Annotated in this window: 24 protein-coding genes; 13 read left to right on the forward strand and 11 right to left on the reverse strand. The window is 31.6% G+C overall.

What is annotated here, in order from left to right; all coding sequences use genetic code 11:
- Positions 1–15: 15 nt before the first annotated feature.
- Entirely contained in the window at positions 16–1,056 is a 1,041-nt protein-coding gene (locus ABWP60_RS08440) for an RluA family pseudouridine synthase (protein WP_353151244.1), read from the reverse strand.
- Positions 1,056–1,676 (reverse strand): PASTA domain-containing protein, encoded by a 621-nt coding sequence (locus tag ABWP60_RS08445; protein WP_353151246.1) that lies wholly within the window; start codon positions 1,674–1,676, stop codon positions 1,056–1,058. Before ABWP60_RS08445 ends, ABWP60_RS08440 begins: the two co-directional genes overlap by 1 nt.
- A gap of 79 nt (positions 1,677–1,755) precedes the next feature.
- Between ABWP60_RS08445 and ABWP60_RS08450 the strand changes: the two genes are divergently transcribed.
- The gene (locus tag ABWP60_RS08450) at positions 1,756–2,742 is read left to right on the forward strand and encodes a D-alanine--D-alanine ligase (protein WP_353151249.1); all 987 of its coding nucleotides are present in this window, start codon (positions 1,756–1,758) and stop codon (positions 2,740–2,742) included.
- A gap of 89 nt (positions 2,743–2,831) precedes the next feature.
- A complete protein-coding gene (gene coaD / locus ABWP60_RS08455; protein ID WP_353151252.1) occupies positions 2,832–3,284 on the forward strand; it encodes a pantetheine-phosphate adenylyltransferase in 453 nt (150 codons plus the stop codon).
- Positions 3,285–3,337: 53 nt separating this feature from the next.
- Here the strand turns inward: coaD and ABWP60_RS08460 are convergent, their stop codons facing one another.
- Complete coding sequence (locus ABWP60_RS08460) at positions 3,338–4,690, reverse strand: DEAD/DEAH box helicase (RefSeq protein WP_353151255.1); 1,353 nt, start codon at positions 4,688–4,690, stop codon at positions 3,338–3,340.
- 103 nt (positions 4,691–4,793) lie between these two features.
- Here ABWP60_RS08460 and ABWP60_RS08465 point away from each other — a divergent pair, with 103 nt between their 5' ends.
- Positions 4,794–6,506 carry a M14 family zinc carboxypeptidase gene (locus tag ABWP60_RS08465; protein ID WP_353151258.1) on the forward strand — a complete coding sequence of 571 codons (1,713 nt, stop codon included), beginning with the start codon at positions 4,794–4,796 and terminating at the stop codon, positions 6,504–6,506.
- 10 nt (positions 6,507–6,516) lie between these two features.
- Here the strand turns inward: ABWP60_RS08465 and ABWP60_RS08470 are convergent, their stop codons facing one another.
- Positions 6,517–7,116: an NUDIX hydrolase gene (locus ABWP60_RS08470; RefSeq protein WP_353151261.1), complete on the reverse strand. Its 600-nt coding sequence runs from the start codon at positions 7,114–7,116 to the stop codon at positions 6,517–6,519.
- 7 nt (positions 7,117–7,123) lie between these two features.
- On the opposite strand from ABWP60_RS08470, the gene pyrE reads away from it, so the two are divergent.
- Positions 7,124–7,765 carry an orotate phosphoribosyltransferase gene (gene pyrE, locus ABWP60_RS08475; RefSeq protein ID WP_353151263.1) on the forward strand — a complete coding sequence of 214 codons (642 nt, stop codon included), beginning with the start codon at positions 7,124–7,126 and terminating at the stop codon, positions 7,763–7,765.
- Positions 7,766–7,804: 39 nt separating this feature from the next.
- Here the strand turns inward: pyrE and ABWP60_RS08480 are convergent, their stop codons facing one another.
- From ABWP60_RS08480 to ABWP60_RS08490, 3 genes are read right to left on the reverse strand one after another with little or no spacing between them, the layout of a single operon-like run.
- Positions 7,805–8,632, reverse strand: coding sequence for a CvfB family protein (locus tag ABWP60_RS08480; protein WP_353151266.1), 828 nt, complete (start codon positions 8,630–8,632; stop codon positions 7,805–7,807).
- A gap of 1 nt (position 8,633) precedes the next feature.
- Entirely contained in the window at positions 8,634–10,871 is a 2,238-nt protein-coding gene (locus ABWP60_RS08485; protein WP_353151269.1) for a cation:proton antiporter, read from the reverse strand.
- Between the two features lie 18 nt (positions 10,872–10,889).
- The gene (locus tag ABWP60_RS08490; protein WP_353151272.1) at positions 10,890–11,198 is read right to left on the reverse strand and encodes a rhodanese-like domain-containing protein; all 309 of its coding nucleotides are present in this window, start codon (positions 11,196–11,198) and stop codon (positions 10,890–10,892) included.
- 178 nt (positions 11,199–11,376) lie between these two features.
- On the opposite strand from ABWP60_RS08490, the gene ABWP60_RS08495 reads away from it, so the two are divergent.
- Genes ABWP60_RS08495 through ABWP60_RS08505 form a run of 3 tightly spaced genes read left to right on the forward strand, consistent with a single transcriptional unit; the run spans position 11,377 to position 13,054 of the window.
- Positions 11,377–11,829, forward strand: a complete 453-nt coding sequence (locus ABWP60_RS08495) for a MarR family winged helix-turn-helix transcriptional regulator (RefSeq protein ID WP_353151275.1) — start codon at positions 11,377–11,379, stop codon at positions 11,827–11,829.
- Between the two features lie 2 nt (positions 11,830–11,831).
- On the forward strand, positions 11,832–12,464 hold the full coding sequence (locus ABWP60_RS08500; protein WP_353151277.1) for an NAD(P)H-dependent oxidoreductase: 633 nt from the start codon (positions 11,832–11,834) through the stop codon (positions 12,462–12,464).
- A 20-nt stretch (positions 12,465–12,484) separates the two neighbouring features.
- Positions 12,485–13,054 carry a YceI family protein gene (locus ABWP60_RS08505; RefSeq protein WP_353151280.1) on the forward strand — a complete coding sequence of 190 codons (570 nt, stop codon included), beginning with the start codon at positions 12,485–12,487 and terminating at the stop codon, positions 13,052–13,054.
- Positions 13,055–13,126: 72 nt separating this feature from the next.
- On the opposite strand, the gene ABWP60_RS08510 is transcribed toward ABWP60_RS08505, so the two are convergent.
- Positions 13,127–13,558 (reverse strand): DUF1573 domain-containing protein, encoded by a 432-nt coding sequence (locus ABWP60_RS08510; protein ID WP_353151282.1) that lies wholly within the window; start codon positions 13,556–13,558, stop codon positions 13,127–13,129.
- Between the two features lie 156 nt (positions 13,559–13,714).
- Here ABWP60_RS08510 and ABWP60_RS08515 point away from each other — a divergent pair, with 156 nt between their 5' ends.
- Positions 13,715–16,378, forward strand: a complete 2,664-nt coding sequence (locus tag ABWP60_RS08515; protein WP_353151285.1) for a valine--tRNA ligase — start codon at positions 13,715–13,717, stop codon at positions 16,376–16,378.
- 71 nt (positions 16,379–16,449) lie between these two features.
- On the opposite strand, the gene rho is transcribed toward ABWP60_RS08515, so the two are convergent.
- On the reverse strand, positions 16,450–18,093 hold the full coding sequence (gene rho / locus ABWP60_RS08520) for a transcription termination factor Rho (RefSeq protein ID WP_353151288.1): 1,644 nt from the start codon (positions 18,091–18,093) through the stop codon (positions 16,450–16,452).
- 183 nt (positions 18,094–18,276) lie between these two features.
- On the opposite strand from rho, the gene ABWP60_RS08525 reads away from it, so the two are divergent.
- Positions 18,277–18,687: a DUF4293 domain-containing protein gene (locus ABWP60_RS08525; RefSeq protein WP_353151291.1), complete on the forward strand. Its 411-nt coding sequence runs from the start codon at positions 18,277–18,279 to the stop codon at positions 18,685–18,687.
- Between the two features lie 125 nt (positions 18,688–18,812).
- Here the strand turns inward: ABWP60_RS08525 and ABWP60_RS08530 are convergent, their stop codons facing one another.
- Positions 18,813–19,307 carry a metallophosphoesterase family protein gene (locus ABWP60_RS08530; RefSeq protein WP_353151294.1) on the reverse strand — a complete coding sequence of 165 codons (495 nt, stop codon included), beginning with the start codon at positions 19,305–19,307 and terminating at the stop codon, positions 18,813–18,815.
- 148 nt (positions 19,308–19,455) lie between these two features.
- Between ABWP60_RS08530 and truA the strand changes: the two genes are divergently transcribed.
- From truA to lpdA, 3 genes are all read left to right on the forward strand, one after another.
- A complete protein-coding gene (gene truA, locus ABWP60_RS08535) occupies positions 19,456–20,190 on the forward strand; it encodes a tRNA pseudouridine(38-40) synthase TruA (protein ID WP_353151297.1) in 735 nt (244 codons plus the stop codon).
- A 22-nt stretch (positions 20,191–20,212) separates the two neighbouring features.
- A complete protein-coding gene (locus ABWP60_RS08540) occupies positions 20,213–22,045 on the forward strand; it encodes an ABC transporter ATP-binding protein (RefSeq protein ID WP_353151300.1) in 1,833 nt (610 codons plus the stop codon).
- Between the two features lie 126 nt (positions 22,046–22,171).
- A complete protein-coding gene (gene lpdA, locus ABWP60_RS08545; RefSeq protein ID WP_353151302.1) occupies positions 22,172–23,560 on the forward strand; it encodes a dihydrolipoyl dehydrogenase in 1,389 nt (462 codons plus the stop codon).
- A 94-nt stretch (positions 23,561–23,654) separates the two neighbouring features.
- On the opposite strand, the gene glmM is transcribed toward lpdA, so the two are convergent.
- Positions 23,655–25,049: a phosphoglucosamine mutase gene (glmM, locus tag ABWP60_RS08550; protein WP_353151305.1), complete on the reverse strand. Its 1,395-nt coding sequence runs from the start codon at positions 25,047–25,049 to the stop codon at positions 23,655–23,657.
- A gap of 245 nt (positions 25,050–25,294) precedes the next feature.
- On the opposite strand from glmM, the gene ABWP60_RS08555 reads away from it, so the two are divergent.
- Complete coding sequence (locus ABWP60_RS08555; protein ID WP_353151307.1) at positions 25,295–25,903, forward strand: acyl carrier protein phosphodiesterase; 609 nt, start codon at positions 25,295–25,297, stop codon at positions 25,901–25,903.
- Positions 25,904–26,002: the final 99 nt, after the last annotated feature.

The following is a 26,002-nucleotide window of genomic DNA, read 5'->3' on the forward strand; positions in this document are numbered from 1 at the left end:
ATAATTTCGATTAAATTAATCTTCTTCTACTTGTACTGCTTTACTGTACACGCGCCATTTTTCAATACATGACATAATTTCTTCAGGGATTTCACTTGTAAAACGTAAAAATTCACCAGTTGTAGGATGTTCAAAACCTAAAGTTCGTGCGTGAAGTGCCTGTCTAGGTAATGTTTTAAAACAATTATCAATAAATTGTTTGTATTTCGTAAACGTAGTTCCTTTTAAAATTTTATCTCCTCCATAACGTTCATCATTAAAAAGCGTGTGTCCAATATATTTCATATGTACACGGATTTGATGCGTTCTTCCTGTTTCTAATTGGCAAGAAACCACAGTAACATAACCGAAACGCTCTAAAACTTTAAAATGAGTAATCGCTGGTTTTCCTTGCTCACCTTCAGGATAAACGTGCATTTGCATTCTATTGATTGGATGACGGTCTATATTTCCTTCAATAGTACCTTCATCTTCTTCAATATTTCCCCAAACTATAGCAAAGTATTCACGTTCTGACGTTTTTGCAGCAAATTGTTTGGTCAAATGCAACATAGCTTCTTCGGTTTTAGCTACTACTAAAAGTCCTGAAGTATCTTTGTCAATTCGATGAACCAACCCAGGTCTTTCGCTGCTATTCATTGGTAAATTATCAAAATGATAGGCCAATGCATTAACTAACGTTCCCGAATAATTTCCGTGTCCTGGATGCACTACCATTCCTGCAGGTTTGTTTACAACAATAACTTGATTGTCTTCATAAACAATATCAATTGGAATATTTTCCCCTTTTAATAAGTGTTCATACGGCGGGTGTTCCAACATCACTCGAATTACATCGTCTGGTTTTACTTTATAATTAGATTTTACAGCTACATCATTTACTAAAATAGTTCCCGCATCAGCTGCTTTTTGAATTTTACTTCTTGTGGTATTTTCAATGCTGTTTATCAAAAATTTATCAATTCGCAAAGGTTGTTGTCCTTTTGCTATCTCAAACCGATGATGTTCAAATAAATCTTCATCAGCCGTTTCATTCTCATCTATAAATTCTTGCATTATCTTGTAGTATCTATTTCTATATTTTGTTCGCCATCTTGTAATGAATCCAAATCTTCATCTGTAAACATATCTTTTCCATCACCTAAAACAAAATCAATTTTAGAATTTTTCATTAGCTTATCTCCAGCTTTTACTGGTTTTCCGTTATAAGAAACTTCTAAAACAATATCTTTTGCTAAATCTGGCACATATTTTAATTTGCCTTCTACTAAACCTAATGCTCTTAAAGCGTTTGTAGCTTGACGAAATGTTTTGTTTTTTAAATCTGGAAAAGTAACCATAGTATAACCACCAGCATTAAGCTTTACATATATTTTTCGGCCATCTTTTACTTTAGAACCCGCTATCGGATCTTGCTCGACAATACTATATGGTGGAAATTCTGGACGAAATTCTACTGTATCTAATAAAAATACTTCTAAACCTTCCTCATCTAGTTTCTCTTCCGCAATTTCTAATTTCATTTTAGATAAATTGGGTACCTTAATTTCTTCGCCGTGATTGGTACTGAAATCTAAAAACTTCACAAATGCTACTAAAAATAGGATAACAATCACTAATGCAAAAAATAAATTTTTGAAAAATGTAGAACTCGTTAAAAACTTTCTTAAACTCATTGAAATATATTTTCGCAAATATAAGAAAAGTAAAACATTTTATGATATTTTTGTATAAAACAGAAATAAATATTTTTTTATGAACATAGCAGTTGTAATGGGCGGATATTCAGACGAGTCTGTAATTTCTTTACGAAGCGGACAACTTATTTTAACCCATTTAAACAAAGATAAATATCAAGTTTTTGAAGTTCACATCTTAAATGAAGGTTGGTATGTGAAAGTTGAAGACAAAAAATTACCCATAAACCGAGCTGATTTTTCATTTGAACATAATGGAAATTCTGTAAAATTTGATGTGGCTGTGAATACCATTCACGGAACGCCAGGTGAAGACGGTCATTTGCAATCGTATTGGGAGTTACTTGATTTGCCTTACACCGGTTGCGGATTTTACCAAAGTGCACTTACTTTTAGTAAGCGAGATACACTTTCCGTTTTAGGAAAATTTGATATTCCAAAAGCAAATTCAGTTTATGTTACTAAAGGTCAAGAAATTGATGGAGAAAAAATTGCTAAAACATTAGGATTTCCTTTTTTTGTAAAACCCAATCAATCTGGTAGTAGTTTAGGAGTTTCAATGGTAAAAGAACTTTCAGAATTAGACAAAGCCTTAGCATTTGCCTTTGCAGAAGACAAAGATATTTTAATTGAATCTCAGTTAAAAGGCGTTGAAATTTCGGTTGGTGTAATGAAATTAAACGGAAATACAAAAGTATTAGGGATCACCGAAATTGTTTCAGGAAATGATTTTTTCGATTATGAAGCCAAATATTTAGGAAAATCAGAAGAAATTACTCCTGCCCGATTGTCTCAAGAAGTTTCAGAATTAGTAGAACAATCTGCAGCAAAAATTTACGAAGTACTTGGAATGCAAGGATTTTCTCGTATCGATTTTATTGTTATGAACGACATTCCATATTTTATTGAAATTAATACCAATCCCGGATTGAGTCCACAAAGTATATTTCCGCAACAAGCAGCCTATGCTAATTTAAATTTTTCAGATTTATTAGAAAACGAAATCAAACTGGCTTTGGAAAGAAAACCAATTTGGAAAAAATAAAGTTTAGAATATAGAGAATAGAATAAAGAAAATAGAAAATTAACAATATCAGATTTTATCGAAATCAAATATTTTTAAATTATTTACTAATGAAAAAAGCAATATTCCCAGGTTCGTTTGACCCAATTACAAACGGACATTATGATATAATTAAACGAGGCATTTCTTTATTTGACGAAGTTATTGTCGCCATTGGTATAAACGCAGACAAAAAGTATATGTTTTCTTTAGAAGATAGAAAACGTTTTATTGAAGACGCTTTTAAAGACCAACCAAAAGTAAAAGTTATCACGTATTCTGGTTTAACTATCGATTTGTGCAAAGAAGAAAAAGCGGAATTTATTTTACGTGGTTTACGTAATCCAGCTGATTTTGAATTTGAAAAAGCCATTGCACATACCAACAGACGATTGTCTAAAATAGAAACAGTGTTTTTATTAACTGCTGCTAAAACGTCTTATATTTCGTCGAGTATTGTGCGTGATGTGTTACGAAATGGTGGCGATGTTTCGGCTTTTGTTCCCGATTCGGTAATTTTTTAAATATAAAGCATAAAAAAACCTTCCAGTTTCTTTTCTTGAAGGTTTTTATATTTTTATTGATTCTCTAATGCGTTTTTAACAACGTCTCGGGCTACTTCAATTTTATATTTTTTGCCTTTCATTTTTTCATCCTTAATATTTTGTAGTAATGGCAACACTTTAGCATATTTTACTGCAGCAAATGATACAAAATCTTTGACTTCAATTAAACCTAAATCGCCTTTTTCCAGCTTTCCTTTTTGAGAAAAGAAACCTAAAATATCCACTTTATTTAATTTGTTTTTCTTGCCTCCACTAATGTAAATGGTTTTAAACTCTGGTGGTTTCGGAATAACACTGTAATTAGATACTTCAATTTTATTCATGTCATAATCAATGTAATCTACTTTTTTCTCACTTTCGTGAATAATAATGTATGCGGTTCCAGATGCCATCATACGTGCAGTACGCCCATTTCTATGGGTAAACTCATCCACTTTTGAAGGCAAATGATAATGAATTACATTTTTCATTTCTGGAATATCCAATCCACGAGCTCCTAAATCGGTTGTAATTAAATACGAAATACTTCCATTTCTAAACTGAATTAACGCTCTTTCACGTTCTTCTTGTTCTAATCCACCATGATAAAATACAGAGAAAATGCCTTTGTCATTTAAATAATCGCTAATTCGCTCTACTGCTTCTCTATGATTACAAAAGATAATAGCATTCTGAGATTTCAACGAACATATTAAATGAAATAAAGAATTAACCTTATCTTTCTCTTTAGAAATCACCAATTTAAAATCTAAATTAGTTTCTGTTTTTTTCTTATCAATATAATTTAAAACGTTTGGACTTTCAATTCTGGTATATTTTGGCACTTCTACTCCATCTGTGGCCGAAACTAAAATTCGCTTTTCTAAATTATTTAATTTTCCAATGATGAATCGCATTTCTTCGTGAAACCCTAATTGTAATGATTTATCAAATTCATCTAAAACTAAGGTTTTTATGTATTTTGGATCAAAGGTTTCTCGTTCTAAATGGTCTGCTAATCTACCTGGCGTACCAATTAAAAGGGCTGGCGGGTTACTCAAATTTTTAATTTCGGTTTCAATAGAATGCCCACCGTAACAAATATTGACTTTAAATGTAGTCGCCATTTTTTTCCAAACTTGTTCAATTTGTAATCCTAATTCGCGAGAAGGCACAATAATCATACATTGTACTTTATTGTTGTCTTCTTCTAAAAGTTGAAAAATCGGCAATAAAAAAGCTAACGTTTTACCTGAACCTGTTGGTGAAAGCAGCACCACATCAGAATCAATTAAAATTGATGTTTCTGCAGCTACCTGCATTTTATTTAAACTTTCGATACCTAAATTCAAAAGTATATTGTTGGAATGTAAATTTTTATTCATACTACAAAGATAGTTTTTAATTTGCCAATATTCAATTATACGATGTAAGGACTATTGAAATTGCCATTAATAATTCTTACTTTTGAAATTCAAAAATTCAATTATGCGATTTATTCTACTGTTATTATTTACTTGCTTATCAGTAACTGCTCAAAATAACTTGTTAACTCCTTACGAAAAAGGAAATAAAAACCAATCTACCACGTATGAAGAGTGTATTACTTTTTATCAATTGTTAGCTGCCAATTCAGATAAAATTGAAATGAAAACCATGGGTTTAACAGATAGTGGAAAACCTTTGCATATTTTAGTATTTTCTGAAAATAAAAATTTTAGTTTTAACCAAAGCAAAGCCGTTTTATTAATCAATAACGGAATTCACCCTGGCGAACCAGACGGAATTGATGCAACCATGATGTTGTTGCGAGATTTGGCAAATGCAAAAATAAAAGTTCCAAAAAATACGATAGTCGTTGCTATTCCAGTGTATAATATTGATGGTATGTTGAATAGAAATTCCTTTTCTCGAGCCAATCAAAACGGACCTGAAGCTTACGGCTTTAGAGGAAATGGTAGAAATTACGATTTAAATAGAGATTTTATAAAATCGGATACTCGAAATTCAAGAAGTTTTCAAGAACTTTTTCATATGGTACATCCGGATGTTTTTTTAGATAATCACGTTTCAAATGGCGCCGATTATCAATACACATTTACTTGCATTGCCACACAACACGAACGTTTAGGGGAGAAATTGGGTAACTTTTTCAAAAATGAAATGTATCCTGAAATGGTAAACGATATGCAAAAAAAGAAAATTGACGTAATTCCGTATGTGAATATTCACGGTGCAAAACCTGATTTAGGTTACGAACAATTTACCGATACGCCACGTTATGCAACTGGTTACACTACGTTATTTAATACATTAGGATTTGTGCCTGAAACGCATATGTTGAAACCCTACAAAGACCGTGTAAAAACAACGTATGAATTTATGGTGACAGCAATTAATTATACTGATACGAATTGGGAAAAAATCAAACAAGTAAGAAGAGCCAATTTGGAAGATTTTAAAGCTGGAAAACCATATCCAATAAGTTGGGTAATTGATTCTGCAAAAGTATCTTATATGGATTTTAAAGGATATGAAGGCGGCTACAAACCAAGTGAAATCTCTGGAAAAGACAGATTATTTTATGATAAAAGTAAACCTTTTACAAAAAAAATACCTTTTTACGGAAATTACAAACCAACTAAATTTGTTACCATTCCGAAGTATTATGTAGTGCCTCAAAGTCAGTGGCAAATTATAGAATTACTGAAATTGAATAACATAGAAATGACACAAATTTCTCAAAATGAAACTATAGAGGTAGAAATTTATAAGATTGACACCTATCAAACTGGGAAAAATGCTTATGAAGGGCATTACGGACATTACAATACTACCGTAACAAAAAATGTAGAGAAAATAGAATTTAGAGCCGGTGATTATATAATTTCAACGAATCAGTTTGGGGTGAAATATTTATTAGAAACCTTAGAACCAGAAGCCGTAGATTCGTATTTTAATTGGAATTTTTTCGATACAATTTTACAACAAAAAGAAGGCTATTCCAGTTATGTTTTTGAAGATGTAGCGAAACAAATTTTAGAGGAACATCCAACATTAAAAAAAGAATTCGAAACTAAAAAACAAACCGACAAAGCTTTCGCAGAAAATGGCGGAGATCAATTATATTGGGTATACAAGCATTCGAAATACTTTGAAAAAGAGTTTATGCGTTACCCTGTTTTTAGAGTTTTGGAATAATAAAAAAAAACTATACCACCTTCTCAGATTCAAACAACAATTTAATATTTTCATAGGAATTTCCTAAAGCAGCTTCAATTTCTGAAGGTTTTATCCAAACGGCTTTGGAGATGCCTTCTTTTTCTTGTGGGCAAGTTGCTCCAGTAAAATTGGTCTGCATTTTAAACCAATACGTAATTTTCAATTTAAAAACGCCGTTACGTTTAAATACGTGATAGGTTTTTTGTAATTTTTCTGTAATTTTTAAACCTGAAACACCGGTTTCTTCCTCTACTTCACGCATGGCAGCGTCTTCTATGGTTTCTTCTTTTTCAATTCCGCCTTTTGGTAAGTCCCATTTTCCGTTTCTAAAAATAAACAACACCTCGCCTTTGGCATTAAAAACTAAACCACCACCCGCTTTAGCTACAGGGATTTTAGATTTCAAAGTCTTCATAATTAACTTTTCATCTGAGTGATATAAGTAGGCACTTTGTATTTTATTCAAAAATAATTCTGAGATTACTTTTGGAATATTTACTGTTTCTAACAGGTAAATTTTGAAATTTGTTTCCTTTTCAATTTTATTTGTTAAAAAAAGTGGTTTCTCGTTTACAAAAACTTTATACATTTGCAATATGATATTTAATAACAACACAGCACAACAAACAGCCGAATTGCTTTTACAAATAAACGCAATTAAATTAGAAACAAAAAATCATTTTACATGGGCTTCTGGCTGGAAAAGTCCAATTTATTGCGATAACCGCGTAATTCTTTCATTTCCAGCGGTTAGAAATTATATTAAAGAGGAATTTGTAAAGCAAATTGAAGCCAAATTTGGTCGTCCAGATGTCATTGCAGGTGTAGCAACTGGTGCAATTGGTATCGGAATCTTGGTAGCAGAAGCTATGGGATTGCCTTTTGTATACGTTAGACCGGAAGCAAAAAAGCACGGAAGACAAAATCAAGTGGAAGGTTTTTTACAAAAAGGTCAGACTGTAATTGTAGTTGAAGATTTAATTTCAACTGGCGGAAGTAGTTTGATGGCAGTTGAAGCATTACGTAATGAAGGCGCTAATGTTAAAGGAATGGCCGCTATTTTTACCTACGGATTTCCTATTTCTGAAGAAAAAATTGCAGCAGCAAAATTAGACGTTTATACCTTAAGTAATTACGAAAACTTAATTAAAAAAGCCGTTGAGAAAAAGTATGTTTCGGAAGAAGAATTAGAAACGCTTAAATCTTGGAATAGTAATCCGAGTGAATGGGGAAAATAGTTTAAATTTACGTTTTACGAATTTAGATTTAACGAATTATTAAAACAACTGAATGCCTTCGTTATTGATATCAATCAATTTTTGTTTGTATAAACTTCCAATGGCTTTTTTAAATGTTTTTTTACTCATTTTTAAAACCGATTTAATTTCTTCTGGATGGCTGTTGTCATTCAATCGTAAAACACCATCATTTTGTTTTAAAGCTTCTAACACTTGTTGTGCGGAATCGTCAATGGCTTCAAAACCTTGTTTTTGGAAGGAAACGTCTATTTTTCCATCCGGGCGAATGGTTTTAATGTAACCTTTGGTTTTATATCCTGGAGAAACGGTTTCAAAAACTTCATTTTGATAGGCCAATCCTCTAAATTTCCCGTTGATAATTACATTAATTCCAATTTCTGTAATGTGAGAAACCATTAAATCCACTTCCTGTCCTACCTCAATATCTAAAGGTTCTTTATCTAAAAACTGATTGATTTTACTTGATGCCGCTAACCTACCCGTTTGTTTGTCTAAATACATCGTTACTATATAACGCTTGTCTTTTTCCATTGGGCGGGCTTGTTCTTTAAACGGAGCAAATAAATCTTTCTCCATTCCCCAATTTAAAAAGGCACCAAATTTATTTATGTAATTTACTTTTAAAACAGAGAACGAATTTAAGGAAATAAAAGGCTTTAAAGTCGTTGCAACTGGACGTTCTTCGTGATCTAAATATACAAAAACCGTTAAATCTTCGCCTATAGTAAAATCATTTGGAACATATTTATTTGGTAATAAAACATCGTCTTTTCCATTAGTAAGGAACAAACCAACTTTTGTTTCTCTATCTATTTTTAATGTGTGATACACACCTATTTGTAACATATTATGATTTTATTATTAAAAGCGATGGCGTATTGTTAAGCCACACACTTCTTGTATCTATTAGTTTTTTCCAACTATCAATACTCATGATTAATAAATCTTGTTCTTTCAAGAAATCTTTCTCTAATTTAGAAGAATGAATCACTTTTACATTTTCGTGAGTAATTTTGTTGTTATCATTTACGATATCATAGGTATCAAAAATGGAAATCTTAGCTTGAGAATTCTTCTTCAATAATTTTACATAATCCAATAAAAATTGGTCTTCTTTATTAAATAAAATCACAGAGATATTTTCTGTTTTAGTCAAATCTTTATCTACAAAAATTCCTAATGGCACTTCTGTTTTATTAATAATGGCTTGGGTTTTGTCATCAAAATAATTGATTTCAAACAACTTTTCTTTTCCCGTAAATGTGTTTAATAAATTTTCAGGATTTATAATTTTAGAAGTAATTCCTAATACTTTTCCTAAAAGAGTCCCTTCAAAAATTGAGGCACCAATATTAATAAGTAATAAATTAAATTCCCCTTTATTACTGACTTCTACAATATCAGAATCTATATCTCGAGAAGCTTTAAAAAGTGTTTCTACTTTACGATTTAGTTTGGTAGCTTCCTTAAGAATTGGTTTAAAACTTTCACGTTCATATTCTTCAATCTTATACGGATTTACCTCATTAGTGGAAGAAATGTACATGGCGGTAAGCGATTGTTTTTCTTTATCTAAACTAATAAAATTATTTGCTACTTTTAATAATGGTTTTCCATCTTCAGGATTTTCAAAAGATACCAATACTTTATATTCTAAATTATCTGAATTTGACGGAACACTATTTTTTCTTGGTTTAAAAATTAAGTCAATTAAATTTAATGCGGGTCCTGTCATAAAAGTCGTTGCCAATGCCATAATCACCATCATTGCAAAAACTTCTTTGGTTAATACGCCTAAATCATACCCAATATTAAGCACGACAAGTTCCATTAAACCACGTGTATTCATTAATGCTCCTATGGTTAAACTATCGCGCCAATTTTGACCCACAAATTTTGCAGCCAAAGCACTTCCAATAAATTTACCTACTACGGCAACAACAATAATTAACCCACAAACTTTCCATAATTCTGGACTGTTTAGCAATCCAATTTCTGTTCTTAAACCTGTAAATACAAAGAATAATGGTAATAATACTACCAAAGAAACATCTTCAATTTTTTCAATGAACATTTTTCTAAACTTCATATTATCTGGCATAATAACGCCCGCTACAAAAGCACCAAATAAAGCGTGAATTCCAATTATTTCGGTTAAATACGAAGAAATCAATAAGGTTAAAAAGAAAATAGCTACAACAGGTTTTGTGATTTTTTCAGCGGTATCGTACAAGTTTCCAATTCGTCTTAAAAATGGACGAACTAGCTTTATCATAGCTACAACATAAATAAAAGAAAGCACTATAATATATAACGAACTTGTTATTGATCCTGCTTTAACAATTGCAATAACACCAGCTAATAAACACCAAGCGGTAATATCATCTGCTGCTGCACAAGTAATTACCATAGCGCCAATTCTTGTTTTTTGCAACCCGCGTTCTTGTACAATTCGAGCTAAAACTGGAAAAGCAGTTATACTCATTGCAATACCTAAAAACAATCCGAAAGATATAAATTCAATTCCTTTTGGCGCAAAATCGGTGTAAATAGTATAGGCTAAAACCAATCCTAACGTAAACGGTATAATAATACTGGCATGACTTATAATTACGGCTTCTTTGGCTTTATTTCGTAATACTCTTAAATCCAATTCCATTCCTACAACGAACATAAAAAATATCAAGCCAATTTGACTTAAAAATTTTAAATTGTCTAAAGATGAACTTGGAAATAACACACTTGAAAATTCGGGTAAATAACTTCCAAAAAAAGAGGGTCCTAAAACTATACCTGCAATTATTTCTCCAATAACAGCTGGCTGACCAATTTTTTTACAAACCAATCCAAAAAATCTAGCTACTAAAATTATCGTTACAATTTGCGCCAACAAAATAGCTAAAGGATGTGTAACGTTATGATGCAGGGAAGTAAGAAAATCCTGATAGTCCGATTTTCCAGTAGTAACAACTTTCAATACATCAGATTTTTCTAATAATTTTCCGTTTTTAATTGTCCAATAAATTAAAGCCGAAAATACACCTACAACAAGTAAATAAAAGAAGCTGTTTTTATAATTCTTCATTTAGAAATGTTACAAAATTTAATTCTCAACAGGACCTTCCCATTGTGAAATTCCACCAACTAGGTTATATACTTTTTCAAAACCTAATTGTTTCATAATACCACATGCTTGGGCACTTCTACCTCCAGCTAAGCAATATACAAAATACACTTTATCTTTATCTAATTCTTCCAATTGGTAAATAAAACCTTGTCCTTTATAAATATCAATATTAATGGACTCAGGAATGTAACCGTTTGCTACTTCTTCTTCTGTTCTAACATCTAAAATAACAGCGTTTTCAGTGGTTAAAAAACCTTCCCACCACTCTTTTTGCTCTAAATTCATATACGTATAATTTTTCTCAAATTTACAACAAGAATTTAGATATAAAAATTTATTTTCAAGCACAAACCTCTAAATATCATAATTTAGTTTAAATTTTTAAATTTAACATTAATTTAATAACGTTTGTATATACAAATAAAATATTTATTATACATTTGTACCTACAAATAAAGTAATATTGAAAATAGAAGATGAAATAAAAAGTACCGTAGAATTATCTTTGGCTAAAAAGGTAATTTTGAATTTATATTTTTCAAGAAGTATTGTTGCGGATCGTTTTTTAGAAATATTAAAACCATTTGATTTATCAAGCGAACAATATAATGTGTTACGTATTTTGAGAGGTCAGAAAGGAAAACCAGCCAATATGTCTGTAATTCAAGAACGTATGATTTCTAAAAACAGCAATACTACGAGATTGGTAGACAAATTAATCATAAAGGAATTGGTAATTCGAAATATTTGTCCATCCAATAAAAGAAAAATGGAAATAACAATTACAGAAAAAGGAATAGAGGTTTTAAAAAAATTAGATCCAATAGTAATTGCACATGAAAATAGCTTAGCAAGCAATTTAACTACCGAAGAATTAACATTATTAAATAATTTATTAGAAAAATACAGAAATTAATTATGAGCACATTTATTGAAAATCAGAATTGGCGTTACGCTACCAAAAAATTTAACAGCGAAAAGAAAATCTCTAATTCAGATTTAGAAATTTTAAAAGAGGCTATTCAATTATCTTCTTCTTCATATGGTTTGCAGCCTTATAGAGTTTTAATTATTGAGAACGAAGAAATTAGAAAACAATTACAACCTGCTTCTTGGGGACAAAGTCAAATTACAGATGCCTCTCACCTATTTGTTTTTGCTAGTGAAACCAAAGTAGATGCAGAGTACATTACTAGATATGCAGAAAACATGGCGAAGACAAGAAATATTTCATTTGATAGCGTAAAAGGGTATGCCGATTTTATGATAGGAAATATTACCAGTTTAACTCCAGAAAAACAATTGATTTGGGCGCAAAAGCAAGCTTATTTAGCATTAGGGAATTTATTAAATGCGGCTGCAGAATTAAAAATTGATGTGACACCAATGGAAGGATTTCTTCCGGAACAATATAACGAAATTTTAGGCCTAACAAAAAAAGGTTTATATGCTACATTAGTAGCAACAATCGGTTACAGACATGATGAGGATGACACGCAATATTATGCAAAAGTAAGAAAACCAAAATCAGAATTATTTGAAACAATTTAATAACTAAATATTTAACAAACATGAGAAATTTAAAAACAATTGCAGTAGCATTAGTAACGTTGGTAACATTTACAGTAAATGCACAACAAACAAAAAAAATCGATGCAGCAAAAAGCGGAATCGTTTGGACGGGTAAAAAAGTAACAGGTTCACACACAGGAACTATTGCTATACAAAGTGGTGCTTTAGTATTTACTGGAAAGGTTTTAAAAGGTGGTACGTTCACGGTTGACATGACTACAATTAGCACAACAGATTTAAAACCAGGTCAAGGAAAAGAAAGTTTAGACGGACATTTAAAAGCCGAAGACTTTTTTGGTGTTGAAAAGCATAAAACAGCTAACTTAGTATTTAAAACTATCAGCGCTAAAGGAAAAGGTTTGTATAGTGTAACGGCTGATTTAACTATCAAAGGAATTACAAAACCAATTACTTTTGAAATTACAGTCAAAGGAAACACAGCAACTACTACATTAAAAGTTGACAGAACTAAATACGATATCAAATATGGTTCTGGTTCGTTTTTCTCAGATTTAGGAGACAAAACAATTAGCGATGAATTTGAATTAAAAGTTAATTTAGCTTGGTAATTATCAACCTATAAAAATAAAAAAAAGCCAGAATATTTAAGTATTCTGGCTTTTTCATTTTAAAATGTATTATTATTTAGAAAGCGGTCCTGCAGATTTTTTTTCTAAAATACTTTTCTCTTCTTTTACTAAAACAGTTCCTTTAATTCGTAAAGCAACCATTCCGTTTTCTTTGTTAATCGCATTGGTATCAACCGTAATTGTTTTGCTAATAGGCCCTGGATTCATGTTGTATTGCACTTCAATCTTTTCAGAAGCTCCGGGCGCAATTGGATCTTTAGGAAAACTCGGAACCGTACATCCACAACTACTTTTTGCATCTTTAATAATTAAAGGCTTATCACCCGTGTTGGTAAATTCAAAAGTTCTTTTTCCTGAGTCTACTCCTTTATAAACATCACCATAATTAATGGTTTCTTCTTTAAATTCAATTTTTGCACCACTTTGTGCATAAGTTGATAAACTGGTTACCATTAAACCTAAAATAAATACTAATTTCTTCATTTTTATATTAATTTGAGAATTGTAAAAATATGTTATTTAAACTAACTAACAAAAAGTAAATACATTTTTTTTATTCTGTTTTATATAATTACTTTTGCAGATAGATTTCAAAAAGTATACCAAAAGACGCAATTACTTACAATTAATACAATATAAATGATACCAGCCCAATTTGACGCCAAATCCGTAGAACAAAAATGGTACGAGTATTGGATGAAATACAATTATTTTCATTCCACTCCAGACCATCGTACACCCTATACTATTGTAATTCCTCCACCAAATGTGACTGGGGTATTACATATGGGGCATATGTTGAATAATACCATTCAAGATGTGTTAATACGTCGTGCGCGATTAAAAGGTTTCAATGCGTGTTGGGTTCCTGGTACTGACCACGCCTCTATTGCTACTGAAGCAAAAGTAGTTGCGAAATTAAAATTGGAAGGGATTAATAAAGCAGATTTAACTCGTGAAGAATTTCTAAAACACGCGTACGATTGGACAGATAAATACGGTGGAACTATTTTAGAACAACTAAAACAATTAGGATGTTCTTGTGATTGGGAACGAACAAAATTTACTATGGATCCAGATATGTCTGCTTCTGTAATTCGCTCGTTTGTAGATTTATATAATAAAGGACTTATTTACAGAGGGTATAGAATGGTAAACTGGGATCCAGAAGCAAAAACAACGTTATCGGATGAAGAAGTAATTTTTGAAGAACGTCAAGGAAAATTATATTACATCAAATATCAAATTCTGGACGAAGAAAACACCCAAAACCCTTCATCCATTTCCAATTTGAAATATCTAGTAGTCGCTACCACTCGACCTGAAACTATTTTCGGTGATACTGCCATTTGTATCAATCCAAATGATGAAAGACATTTTAATTTAAAAGGAAAAAAAGCTATTGTGCCAATTTCTGGAAAAGTAATTCCAATTATTGAAGATGAATATGTAGATTTAGAATTCGGTACAGGTTGTTTAAAAGTAACGCCTGCTCACGATGTTAACGATAAAACTTTAGGGGACAAACACAATCTAGAAATCATTGATATTTTTAATGAAGATGCTACATTAAATTCGTTCGGATTACATTATGAAGGGAAAGATAGATTTGTAGTTCGTAAAGAAATTGAAACAGAATTAACTTCAATTAATGCTTTAGATAAAGTAGAACAATACACTAATAATGTTGGTACTTCTGAAAGAACAAAATGTGTTATTGAGCCGCGTTTATCTGATCAATGGTTCTTAAAAATGGAAGATTTAGTTAAGCCAGCCATTCACGCGGTTTTAGAATCTGACGAAATAAAATTATATCCAAATCGTTTTAATAATACCTATGCACATTGGTTAAATAATATTCGCGATTGGAATATTTCTCGTCAATTGTGGTGGGGACAACAAATTCCAGCCTATTTCTACGGTGATGGAAAAGAAGATTTCGTTGTAGCGGAGACAAAAGAAGAAGCCTTGGCTTTAGCTAAAATAAAAACGGCTAACTCAGAACTGACCACTGAAAACTTACGTCAAGATGCGGATGCACTTGATACTTGGTTTTCTTCATGGTTATGGCCAATGGCTGTTTTCGGTGGAATTATGGATCCAGAAAATGAAGATTTCAACTATTATTATCCAACTAACGATTTAGTTACAGGTCCGGATATTTTATTCTTTTGGGTAGCGCGTATGATTATTGCAGGCTACGAATTTGCCGATGCAAAACCTTTTAAAAATGTATATTTAACTGGATTGGTTCGTGATAGTCAAGGTCGAAAAATGTCTAAATCATTAGGGAATTCTCCGGAACCACTTGGTTTAATTGAAAAATTTGGTGCAGACGGTGTTCGTGTAGGATTATTATTAAGTGCTTCTGCAGGAAATGATATATTATTTGATGAAGAATTATGTAATCAAGGAAAAGCATTTACCAATAAAATATGGAATGCGTTTAAATTGATTAAAGGATGGGAAGTTTCTGAAACCATTTCGCAACCAGAATCTTCAAAAGTAGCCATTGAATGGTACGAAGCAAAATTGCAACAAACACTATTAGATATTGAAGATAATTTTGAAAAATACAGATTATCTGAAGCTTTAATGGCGACATATAAATTGGTTTGGGACGATTTCTGTTCTTGGTTCTTAGAAATGATTAAGCCTGGGTATCAACAACCAATTGACAAAACTACTTTTGATAAGGCGATTGAAATGCTGGAAAATAATTTAAAATTATTACATCCATTTATGCCATTCTTAACAGAAGAAATTTGGCAACACATTACAGAAAGAACGCCAGAACAAGCGCTAATTGTTGCTGAATATCCGAAAATGACTTCTGTAAATTCAAAATTAATTGCTGATTTTGATTTTGCTACCGATGTAATTTCTGGAATTAGAACCATTAGAAAAGATAAAAACATTCCATTTAAAGAAGTAATTGAATTACGAGTAGTAAATAATGAAAAAGCGTCGAATTATTTCGATGTCATCATTATGAAATTAGGAAACATTTCGGACTTAAAATATGTAACAGATAAAGTAGATGGTGCTTTGTCGTACCGAGTAAAATCTAACGAATATTTTGTTCCAATTACCGGAAACATTGATGTAGAGGCAGAAATTGCAAAATTAACGGAAGAATTAAATTATACGAAAGGTTTCTTGAAATCGGTTCAAGGCAAATTGTCTAACGAGAAATTTGTAGCGGGCGCTCCAGAGCAAGTAATAGCTAATGAACGCAAAAAAGAAGCGGATGCTTTAGCAAAAATTGCAACAATCGAGCAGAGTATTGCTGGATTGAAGTAAAATATTTATTAAAAGTATAAAGCCGATTTTCATTTGAAAATCGGCTTTTTTATTTGTATTATTATCAATTTCTAATCATTCATAGAAATCAAAAACTCTTCGTTATTTTTGGTACGTTTGATACGAGATTCTATAAATTCCATTGCTTCTACTGGATTCATATCTGATAAATATTTACGTAAAATCCACATATGTTGTAACGTAGATTTATCAAGTAATAAATCATCACGACGTGTACTTGAAGAAACCAAGTCGATAGCTGGGAAAATACGTTTGTTAGATATTTTTCTATCTAATTGTAATTCCATATTACCTGTTCCTTTAAATTCTTCGAAAATTACTTCGTCCATTTTAGAACCAGTTTCTGTTAATGCGGTTGCAATAATACTTAACGATCCGCCATTTTCAATATTACGAGCCGCTCCAAAGAAACGTTTTGGTTTTTGTAAGGCATTAGCATCTACTCCTCCACTTAATACCTTTCCAGATGCAGGTTGACACGTATTATATGCTCTAGCTAAACGGGTTATCGAATCTAATAAAATTACTACATCATGCCCACATTCTACCAAACGTTTTGCTTTTTCTAAAACAATGTTTGCCACTTTTACGTGACGGTCTGCAGGTTCGTCAAACGTAGAAGCAATTACTTCGGCACGCACACTTCGTTGCATATCGGTAACTTCTTCTGGGCGTTCATCAATTAATAAAACAATTAAATATACTTCAGGATGATTGGCCGCAATAGAATTAGCAATATCCTTTAATAACATGGTTTTACCGGTTTTTGGTTGTGCTACAATCATGGCACGCTGTCCTTTACCAATTGGCGAGAACATGTCTATAATTCGTGTAGATATAGAAGTGTTTTTTCCTGATAAATTAAATCTTTCTTCTGGGAAAAGTGGAGTTAAATGTTCGAATGAAACTCGATCACGAATGACTTGTGGATCATGTCCGTTTATTTTCAAAACACGAACTAAAGGGAAAAATTTTTCTCCTTCTTTCGGAGGCCGAACCACTCCTTTTACAGTATCACCCGTTTTCAATCCAAATAAACGCACTTGAGATTGTGATAAATAAATATCATCTGGAGAGGCTAAATAATTATAATCCGAAGAACGTAAGAAACCGTAGCCATCTGGCATCATTTCTAAAACGCCTTCACTTTCAATAATTCCATCAAATTCAAAATCAGATTCGCGGAAGTTTTTATTTCCGTTGTTTTTAGCAAACTTCGGATTGGTAATTTTCTTGAAATTAGGGTTTGGATTTGCTTTTTCTTGTTCAGTAGCTTCGGGTTTTATTTCTTCTGAAGGTATTTCTGAATAATTTTCAACAGATTCTTTAGGTTGTTGGCTGTACGATTCAGATTTTTTTTCTGCGTCTACATCAAAAGAAGCGGCTTCTTTCTCTCTATTTGAAGGCTTTACAACCACTTTTTTTATTCGCGTTCGCTGGGATTTAATTTCATTATCTGAAGTTTGGTTTGTATTTGTTTCCTCAATTGCTACTTGATTAACAGTAGACATAGGAGTCGTTTTATTTACTGACATAGAAACTTGAGGTTGTGCTTCAGAGGAATTTTGTAAATCTAATATTTGAGTAATTAATTCGTCTTTTTTAAAAGTTTTGAATTTTTGAATATTAGCTACTTTGGCAATTTCTTGCAAATCAGAGAGTTTCATCCCTTTTAATGTAGATGTGTCAAACATAAATGTTGATTGATTTTTTTAATCTTAATATAATAAAAAAACTGTGATGAGATTTTTTTGCTTTTTTAAAGTATCGTATATGAAGTACTTACGATTATTTGATGCAATAATACGAATATTTTATTATAAAACAATAGTTTTTTAAAAAAAGAAAACTTATTTTTGTTCTTATAAAAATTAAAAATGTTACAAAGAATTCAAACAATATATTTATTACTGTGTGTACTGATTTCTGGTGTACTTCCATTTTTTATTAAAATTTGGACTACGGAAAATAAATTAGAGATATATGCAAATTCTAATACTATATATCTTGGGTTGTTTTTGATTTCAGCTATATTAGCGGTTTTAAGTATTTTTAGTTACAAAAAAAGACAAAATCAGTTTGTTTTAAACAGACTTAATATGATATTAAACTTTATTATAATAGGATTATTAGTATACCATTCACTAAGTCTATCTGGAGAAGCGAAAGTTTCTGAGAAAGGTATTGGGATGCTTTTACCCATTTTTTCTATCGTTTTTCTTGCTTTGGCTAACAGAGCAATTAAAAGGGACGAAGATCTCGTAAAATCTGTGGACAGAATACGATAAACCTATCATCTTAGCTTATTAGTGCGTAGAAAATCCGTTTTGAGAAATCAAAGCGGATTTTCGTTTTTACCACTTCTCTAAACTCCTTAAATCGTAAATCGCAAATCTTAAATCGTAAATTCTTCTTACTTGTCACCTATTTCAATAACCTCTAAGCTCTGAATATTGTCGCCATCAATTTCAAATCGCAACATCGTTCGTTTTTGATGAAATCCTGAAATACCTGCTGCACCCGGATTCATATGCAAGCAATTGAGTTTTTTATCGAACATGACTTTTAAAATATGCGAATGTCCACAAATAAATAACTTTGGTGGGTTTTGAGTGATTTCTTCTCTGATAGCTGGACTATATTTTCCTGGATAGCCACCAATATGTGTTATTAAAACATCTACTCCTTCACAAAAAAACCGATTATTTAATGGAAACTCCAAACGGGCTTCATGATTGTCAATATTTCCAAAAACTGCACGTAAAGGTTTTAGCTTTTTAATCGTATCAGTAACTTTTAAATCACCAATATCTCCAGCGTGCCATACTTCATCAGCTAATTTTACATATTTTAAAATCGTATCATCAATATGGCTGTGCGTGTCAGAAAGGAGTAGTATTTTTTTCATATTACAAAAGTAGGATTTAAAATAGCTAGTTAAAACACTGATTGGAGAAATTTTTATAATTTTTATAATTAATCCAATCTGTGTTTTAAAAATTGAATTTGATATTGCCATTGAAAAACATTATTTTTGTAAATCAAAATCTAACAAATTGAGATACTTCCTTGAATTTGCCTATAACGGAAAAGAATATTTTGGGTTTCAAATACAACCGAATGCTATTTCAATACAAGAAACTTTAGATACGGTTTTATCTTTAGTACTTCGCGATAAAATTGAAATTGTAGGCGCAGGAAGAACCGATTCAGGTGTGCATGCTAAACAAATGTTCGCCCATTTTGATACTGAAATTGATTTTGATACACCAAGTACCATTCAAAAGCTAAATTCATTTTTACCAAAAGATATTGCTATTTTTAATATTATTCCAGTACAACCTGATGCGCATGCTCGATTTGATGCTACCAGTAGAACTTACGAATATCATATCACTACCTTTAAAGACGTTTTTAACTCAGATAGCAGTTGGAAAGTACATCATAAATTGGATTTAAATTTGATGAATGAAGCTTGCAAAATACTATTTGAATACACTGACTTTGAATGCTTTTCTAAAATTCATACCGATGTTAAAACCTTTAACTGCAAAATTTCAGAAGCACACTGGCAACAAAACGAAAATCAGATGGTATTTACCATTACTGCAGATAGATTTTTACGAAATATGGTACGTGCCATTGTAGGAACATTAATAAATGTAGGCATTCATAAAACTTCTCTCTCCGATTTTAGAACAATTATTGAAAGTAAAAACCGAAATAATGCAGGTTTTTCTGTTCCTGCTCACGGATTGTATTTAACAAAAGTAAAATATCCGTATCTTTAGCCTTCAAAAAACTATAAGCCAAATGAGCGTTTTAAAATCATCTTCTTTTAAAAAATTAATGCGTTATGCTATTCCTTTTAAAAGCAAACTTTTTTCGGTAGCATTTTGGGCTATATTTTTAGCCATTGTCGCAGGCTTAAGACCATTAATTTTAAATATTACTATTGATAAATATTTTGTAAATGCCAGCAAAGAAACCAATGTCATTCAAGATTATTTTTTAGACTTAATTAGTCAAATATTAATTGAAGGAAATGCTACATATAATATAAAAGTATTGGTAGCCATTATGTTTTTAATACTACTTCTAGAAGTGGTAGCACAATACTTTTTTGTTTTCATTTCAAGTTGGTTAGGCCAAGATATTGTAAAAGTAATTCGTGAAAAATTATTTGCACATTTAGCTAGTTTCAAAATCAAATATTACGATAATGAACCGGTTGGAAAATTAATTACCCGATGCGTGTCGGATATCGAAAATATTGCTAGTATATTTAGTCAAGGATTATTTATGATTATTAGTGATGTTTTAAAAATGATTATCGTGCTGATTTTTATGTTAGTAATCAATTGGAAAATTACCTGTATAGTCTTGCTTATTATGCCGGTTATATTAATAGCTACAAATATTTTTAATAAGAAAATGAAAGTAGCTTTTAATGAAGTTCGAAATGAAGTAGCCAACTTAAATACCTTTATTCAAGAACGATTAACAGGAATGAAAATTGTGCAATTGTTTAATAGAGAAAAAATTGAATTAGAAAAATTTAAGGAAATCAATCACAAACACAACAAAGCATGGTTAAAAAACATTTTATACAATAGTATTTTCTTTCCAATTGCCGATATTGTTTCAAGTATTACATTAGGATTAGTAGTTTATTTTGGTGCTATATTTATTATTAATGGCGACACCAATACCAGTGTTGGACAGCTGATTTCTTTTAATATGTATATCGCCATGTTATACACGCCATTACGCCAAATTGCTGATAAGTTTAATGTGATGCAAATGGGAATTGTAGCTGCAGACCGAGTTTTTGAAATTTTAGAGTCAAATTCAGAGGTGCAAGACAACGGAACAATTTCAGCAAAAAAATTTAAAGGAAATATAAAATTTGAAAACGTAAAATTTAGTTATATAAAAGAGGAAGAAATATTAAAAGGAATTAATTTAGAAGTAAAAGCTGCAGAAACCATTGCAATTGTTGGAGCCACTGGTGCCGGTAAAACAACAATTATTAATTTACTGAATCGCTTTTACGAAATAGATTCTGGAAAAATTTTAATTGACGACATCAATATTAACGATTTTACTTTAGAAACGTTAAGAAATGAAATCGCTATGGTATTACAAGATGTATTTTTATTTGCCGATACCATTTATAATAACATTACGCTTTTTGATGAAAGTATTAAAAGAGAACAGGTGTATGAAGCGGCCAAAAAAATTGGTGTTCACGATTTTTTAATATCGTTACCTAACGGATATGATTATGACGTCAAAGAACGAGGAGTCATGCTATCTTCTGGGCAAAGGCAATTAATTGCTTTTTTAAGAGCTTATATTAGTAATCCAAGTATTCTAATTTTAGATGAAGCTACTTCATCAATTGATTCCTACTCGGAAGAATTAATTCAAAAAGCAACACATACGTTAACACAAGGAAGAACTTCAATTATCATTGCACACCGTTTGGCAACTATTGTAAATGCGGATACTATCATAGTAATGGATAAAGGTATAATTGTAGAAAAAGGCAAACACAATGAATTAGTACAACTTGAAAATGGTTTTTATAAAAAGTTATACGACTCCCAATTTGAAAAAACAGAAGAGGTGAATAGAATATAGAGAATAGACCAAAGACTTTTACCTTTTACCAAATGCCTTTTACCTTTTTACTAAAAAAATACTTAAAAAATAAATAAATATTTACTAATTTCGCAACAAGAAAATTAAGATACAAAACACAAAAAAATGAAATACGATATTATAGTTTTAGGAAGTGGTCCTGGTGGATATGTTACAGCAATTAGAGCTTCGCAATTGGGTTTTAAAGTTGCCGTTGTTGAAAAAGAAAGTTTAGGTGGTGTATGTTTAAATTGGGGATGTATTCCAACAAAAGCCTTACTAAAATCAGCTCAAGTTTTCGATTATTTAAAACATGCCGCCGACTACGGATTAAAAGTAGAAAATGTAGATAAAGATTTTAATGCTGTAGTGGCCCGTTCTCGTAATGTGGCAGGTGGTATGAGTAAAGGTGTTCAGTTTTTAATGAAAAAGAATAAAATTGATGTTATTGATGGTTTTGGAAAAGTAAAACCAGGCAAAAAAATTGATGTAACTGCCGCTGATGGAAAAGTTACTGAATATTCAGCCGATAATATCATTATTGCCACTGGCGCACGCTCTCGAGAATTGCCAAACTTACCACAAGATGGTGTAAAAGTTATTGGATACAGACAAGCAATGACATTACCTACACAACCAAAATCTATGATTATTGTAGGTTCTGGAGCCATTGGAGTAGAATTTGCTCATTTTTATAACTCAATGGGAACACAAGTTACATTGGTAGAATTTATGCCAAATATAGTTCCTGTTGAAGACGAAGACATTTCTAAACAAATGGAACGTTCCATGAAAAAAGCAGGGGTTACTATAATGACCAATTCATCTGTTGAAAAAATTGACACTTCAGGAAAAGGCGTAAAAGCAACCGTAAAAACAGCCAAAGGTGAAGAAGTTATCGAAGCAGATATTTTACTTTCCGCAGTTGGTATCAAAACAAACATTGAAAATATTGGTTTAGAAGAAGTGGGTATTGCCACAGATAGAGATAAAATTTTAGTAAACGATTTCTACCAAACTAATGTTCCAGGATATTACGCCATTGGCGACATCACTCCAGGTCAAGCTTTAGCACACGTCGCTTCTGCAGAAGGAATTTTATGTGTAGAAAAAATTGCAGGTCTACACGTAGAACCATTAGATTACGGAAATATACCAGGTTGTACTTATGCAACACCAGAAATTGCTTCAGTTGGTTTAACTGAAAAAGCAGCTAAAGAAAAAGGATATGATATTAAAGTAGGAAAATTCCCGTTCTCAGCTTCTGGAAAAGCAACTGCTGCAGGAACTACTGACGGATTTGTAAAAGTAATTTTCGATGCGAAATACGGAGAATGGTTAGGTTGTCATATGATTGGCGCAGGTGTTACGGATATGATTGCAGAAGCTGTTGTAGCAAGAAAACTAGAAACCACAGGACACGAAATTTTAAAAACTGTTCACCCACACCCTACTATGAGTGAGGCCGTTATGGAAGCAGTAGCCGCTGCCTATGATGAAGTGATTCATATTTAAGATTTACGATTTTAGATTTACGATAAAAAAACCGTCCCGTTTAAAACTTGACGGTTTTTTTATATGTAATTTTAATAATATAATAACTTATTTACTATATCCCAGCAATAACCTTTAATTCATTTACAAAACGTTCTGCTAAAACATCGGCTTCGTTTTGTGTTGGCGCTTCTGTATAAATTCTGATAATGGGTTCGGTATTCGATTTTCTTAAATGTACCCACTCTGTAGCAAAATCAATTTTTACTCCATCTACAGTACTAATTTGCTCGTTTTTATAAGTCTGAGTCAAAGATGCTAAAATGGCATCTACATCAATTTGTGGCGTTAATTCGATTTTATTTTTACTCATATAATATTGCGGATAGCTGGCACGTAATTCGGCAACCGTTTTATCTTGACCTGCCAAATACGTTAAAAATAAAGCTACACCAACCAAACTATCTCTTCCGTAATGTAATTCTGGATAAATAATGCCACCATTTCCTTCACCACCAATAATCGCATTGGTTTTCTTCATCAATTCAACTACATTCACTTCACCAACGGCACTGGCTTGGTAACTTCCATTGTGTTTTTCAGTAATATCGCGCAAAGCACGAGACGAACTCATATTAGAAACCGTATTTCCTGGTGTTTTACTTAAAACATAATCGGCTACAGCTACTAACGTGTACTCTTCGCCAAACATTTCACCGTCATTTGAAATAAAAGCCAAACGATCCACATCCGGGTCAACTACAATTCCGAAATCGGCTTTTTCATCTAAAACAAGTTTACAGATATCCGTTAAATGTTCTTTTAATGGCTCTGGATTGTGAGGAAAATGTCCGTTTGGTTCGCAATATAATTTCACCACTTCCACGCCCATTTGTTCTAATAAATTAGGAATTACAATTCCTCCCGAAGAATTTACACCATCAACTACAACTTTAAATTTTTTAGTTTTCACCAAATCGGCATCTACTAAAGGTAATTCCAATACTTCATCAATGTGAATGTCCATATAAGAATCGTTACTTGTAACTTCTCCTAAACTATCAACATCTACAAAATCAAACGCTTCTGCATCGGCAATTTCTAATATTTTAGCACCATCTGCCCCACTTAAAAATTCGCCTTTTGCGTTTAATAATTTTAAAGCATTCCATTGTTTCGGATTGTGAGAAGCCGTTAGTATAATACCACCATCTGCTTGTTCCATGGGTACTGCAATTTCAACGGTTGGCGTAGTAGAAAGTCCTAAATCGATAACATCAATTCCCAAACCTAAAAGCGTGTTTTGGACTAAATTATGTATCATAGGTCCTGAAATACGCGCATCACGACCAATTACAATTTTTAGTTTTCTATCGGTAACTGTTGAATTATTTTTCAAAAAAGTACCATAAGCTGATGCAAATTTTACCGCATCTACAGGCGTTAAGTTATCGCCTACTTTACCACCAATAGTGCCTCGAATTCCTGATATAGATTTTATTAATGTCATTGTTTTAGGTTTAAAAGTTTAAAGGTTTATTAGTTTAGAAGTAAACCCCAAATAAAGTACAAATATAAATGTTAACCATAAGATAGCAATAAAACATGCAAAGTATTTTATATATTTACGAAAGAAATAGCAACAAACATTTTTTGTAACACAGATTTAAAAAATTATATAAATTTCCAAAATCTGTGTTTAAAAATACTATTTCCATACAAACGAATAACCAAATAAACATCTCAACCACAAACTTGAACTATCTAGCACATATATTCCTTTCCAATGAAGACGATTTCATTAAAATTGGCAATTTTATGGCCGATGCCGTGAAAGGAAAACACTATGAGCAGTACCCAGTTGGGATGCAAATTGGAATAAAATTACACCGTTTTATTGATACGTTTACCGATGCTCACGAAATATATCGCAAAAGCAAACATCGATTGCACGAGAAATTCGGACATTATTCAGGTGTAATTATGGATATTATTTATGATCATTTCTTAGCTAAAAACTGGTCGTTTTTTTCAAATATCGTTTTAGAAAAATATGCGGATGATTTTTATAATTTATTACAAAGTAATTACGATATCATAGCGCCTAAAACGCAAAATCTATTACCATATATGATAAAAACCAATTGGTTAGTTTGCTACAAATCGTTAGAAGGATTGGAATTGATTTTATTTCAAATGGATTACCGTACCAAAAACCGAGTAAATATGCCAGCTGCCATAAATGAAGTAAAGGAATTTTATGCGGAAATGGAACAAGAATTTTTAGCGTTTTTTACAGCATTACAACAGCAAAGTAAATTAGAATTGTACAAACTTAAAAATGAATTTCATTACAACACTTAAATAGATTTTTTGGAAAATAGTATCTATTAAATCTATCAAATCTGTGTACCCAAAACATTTTATCTTTTAAAAAAATAGCGTATTTTAGCCATTCTTAAA

The sequence above is a fragment of the Flavobacterium sp. genome (assembly GCF_040402895.1).
Taxonomy (GTDB): Bacteria; Bacteroidota; Bacteroidia; order Flavobacteriales; family Flavobacteriaceae; genus Flavobacterium.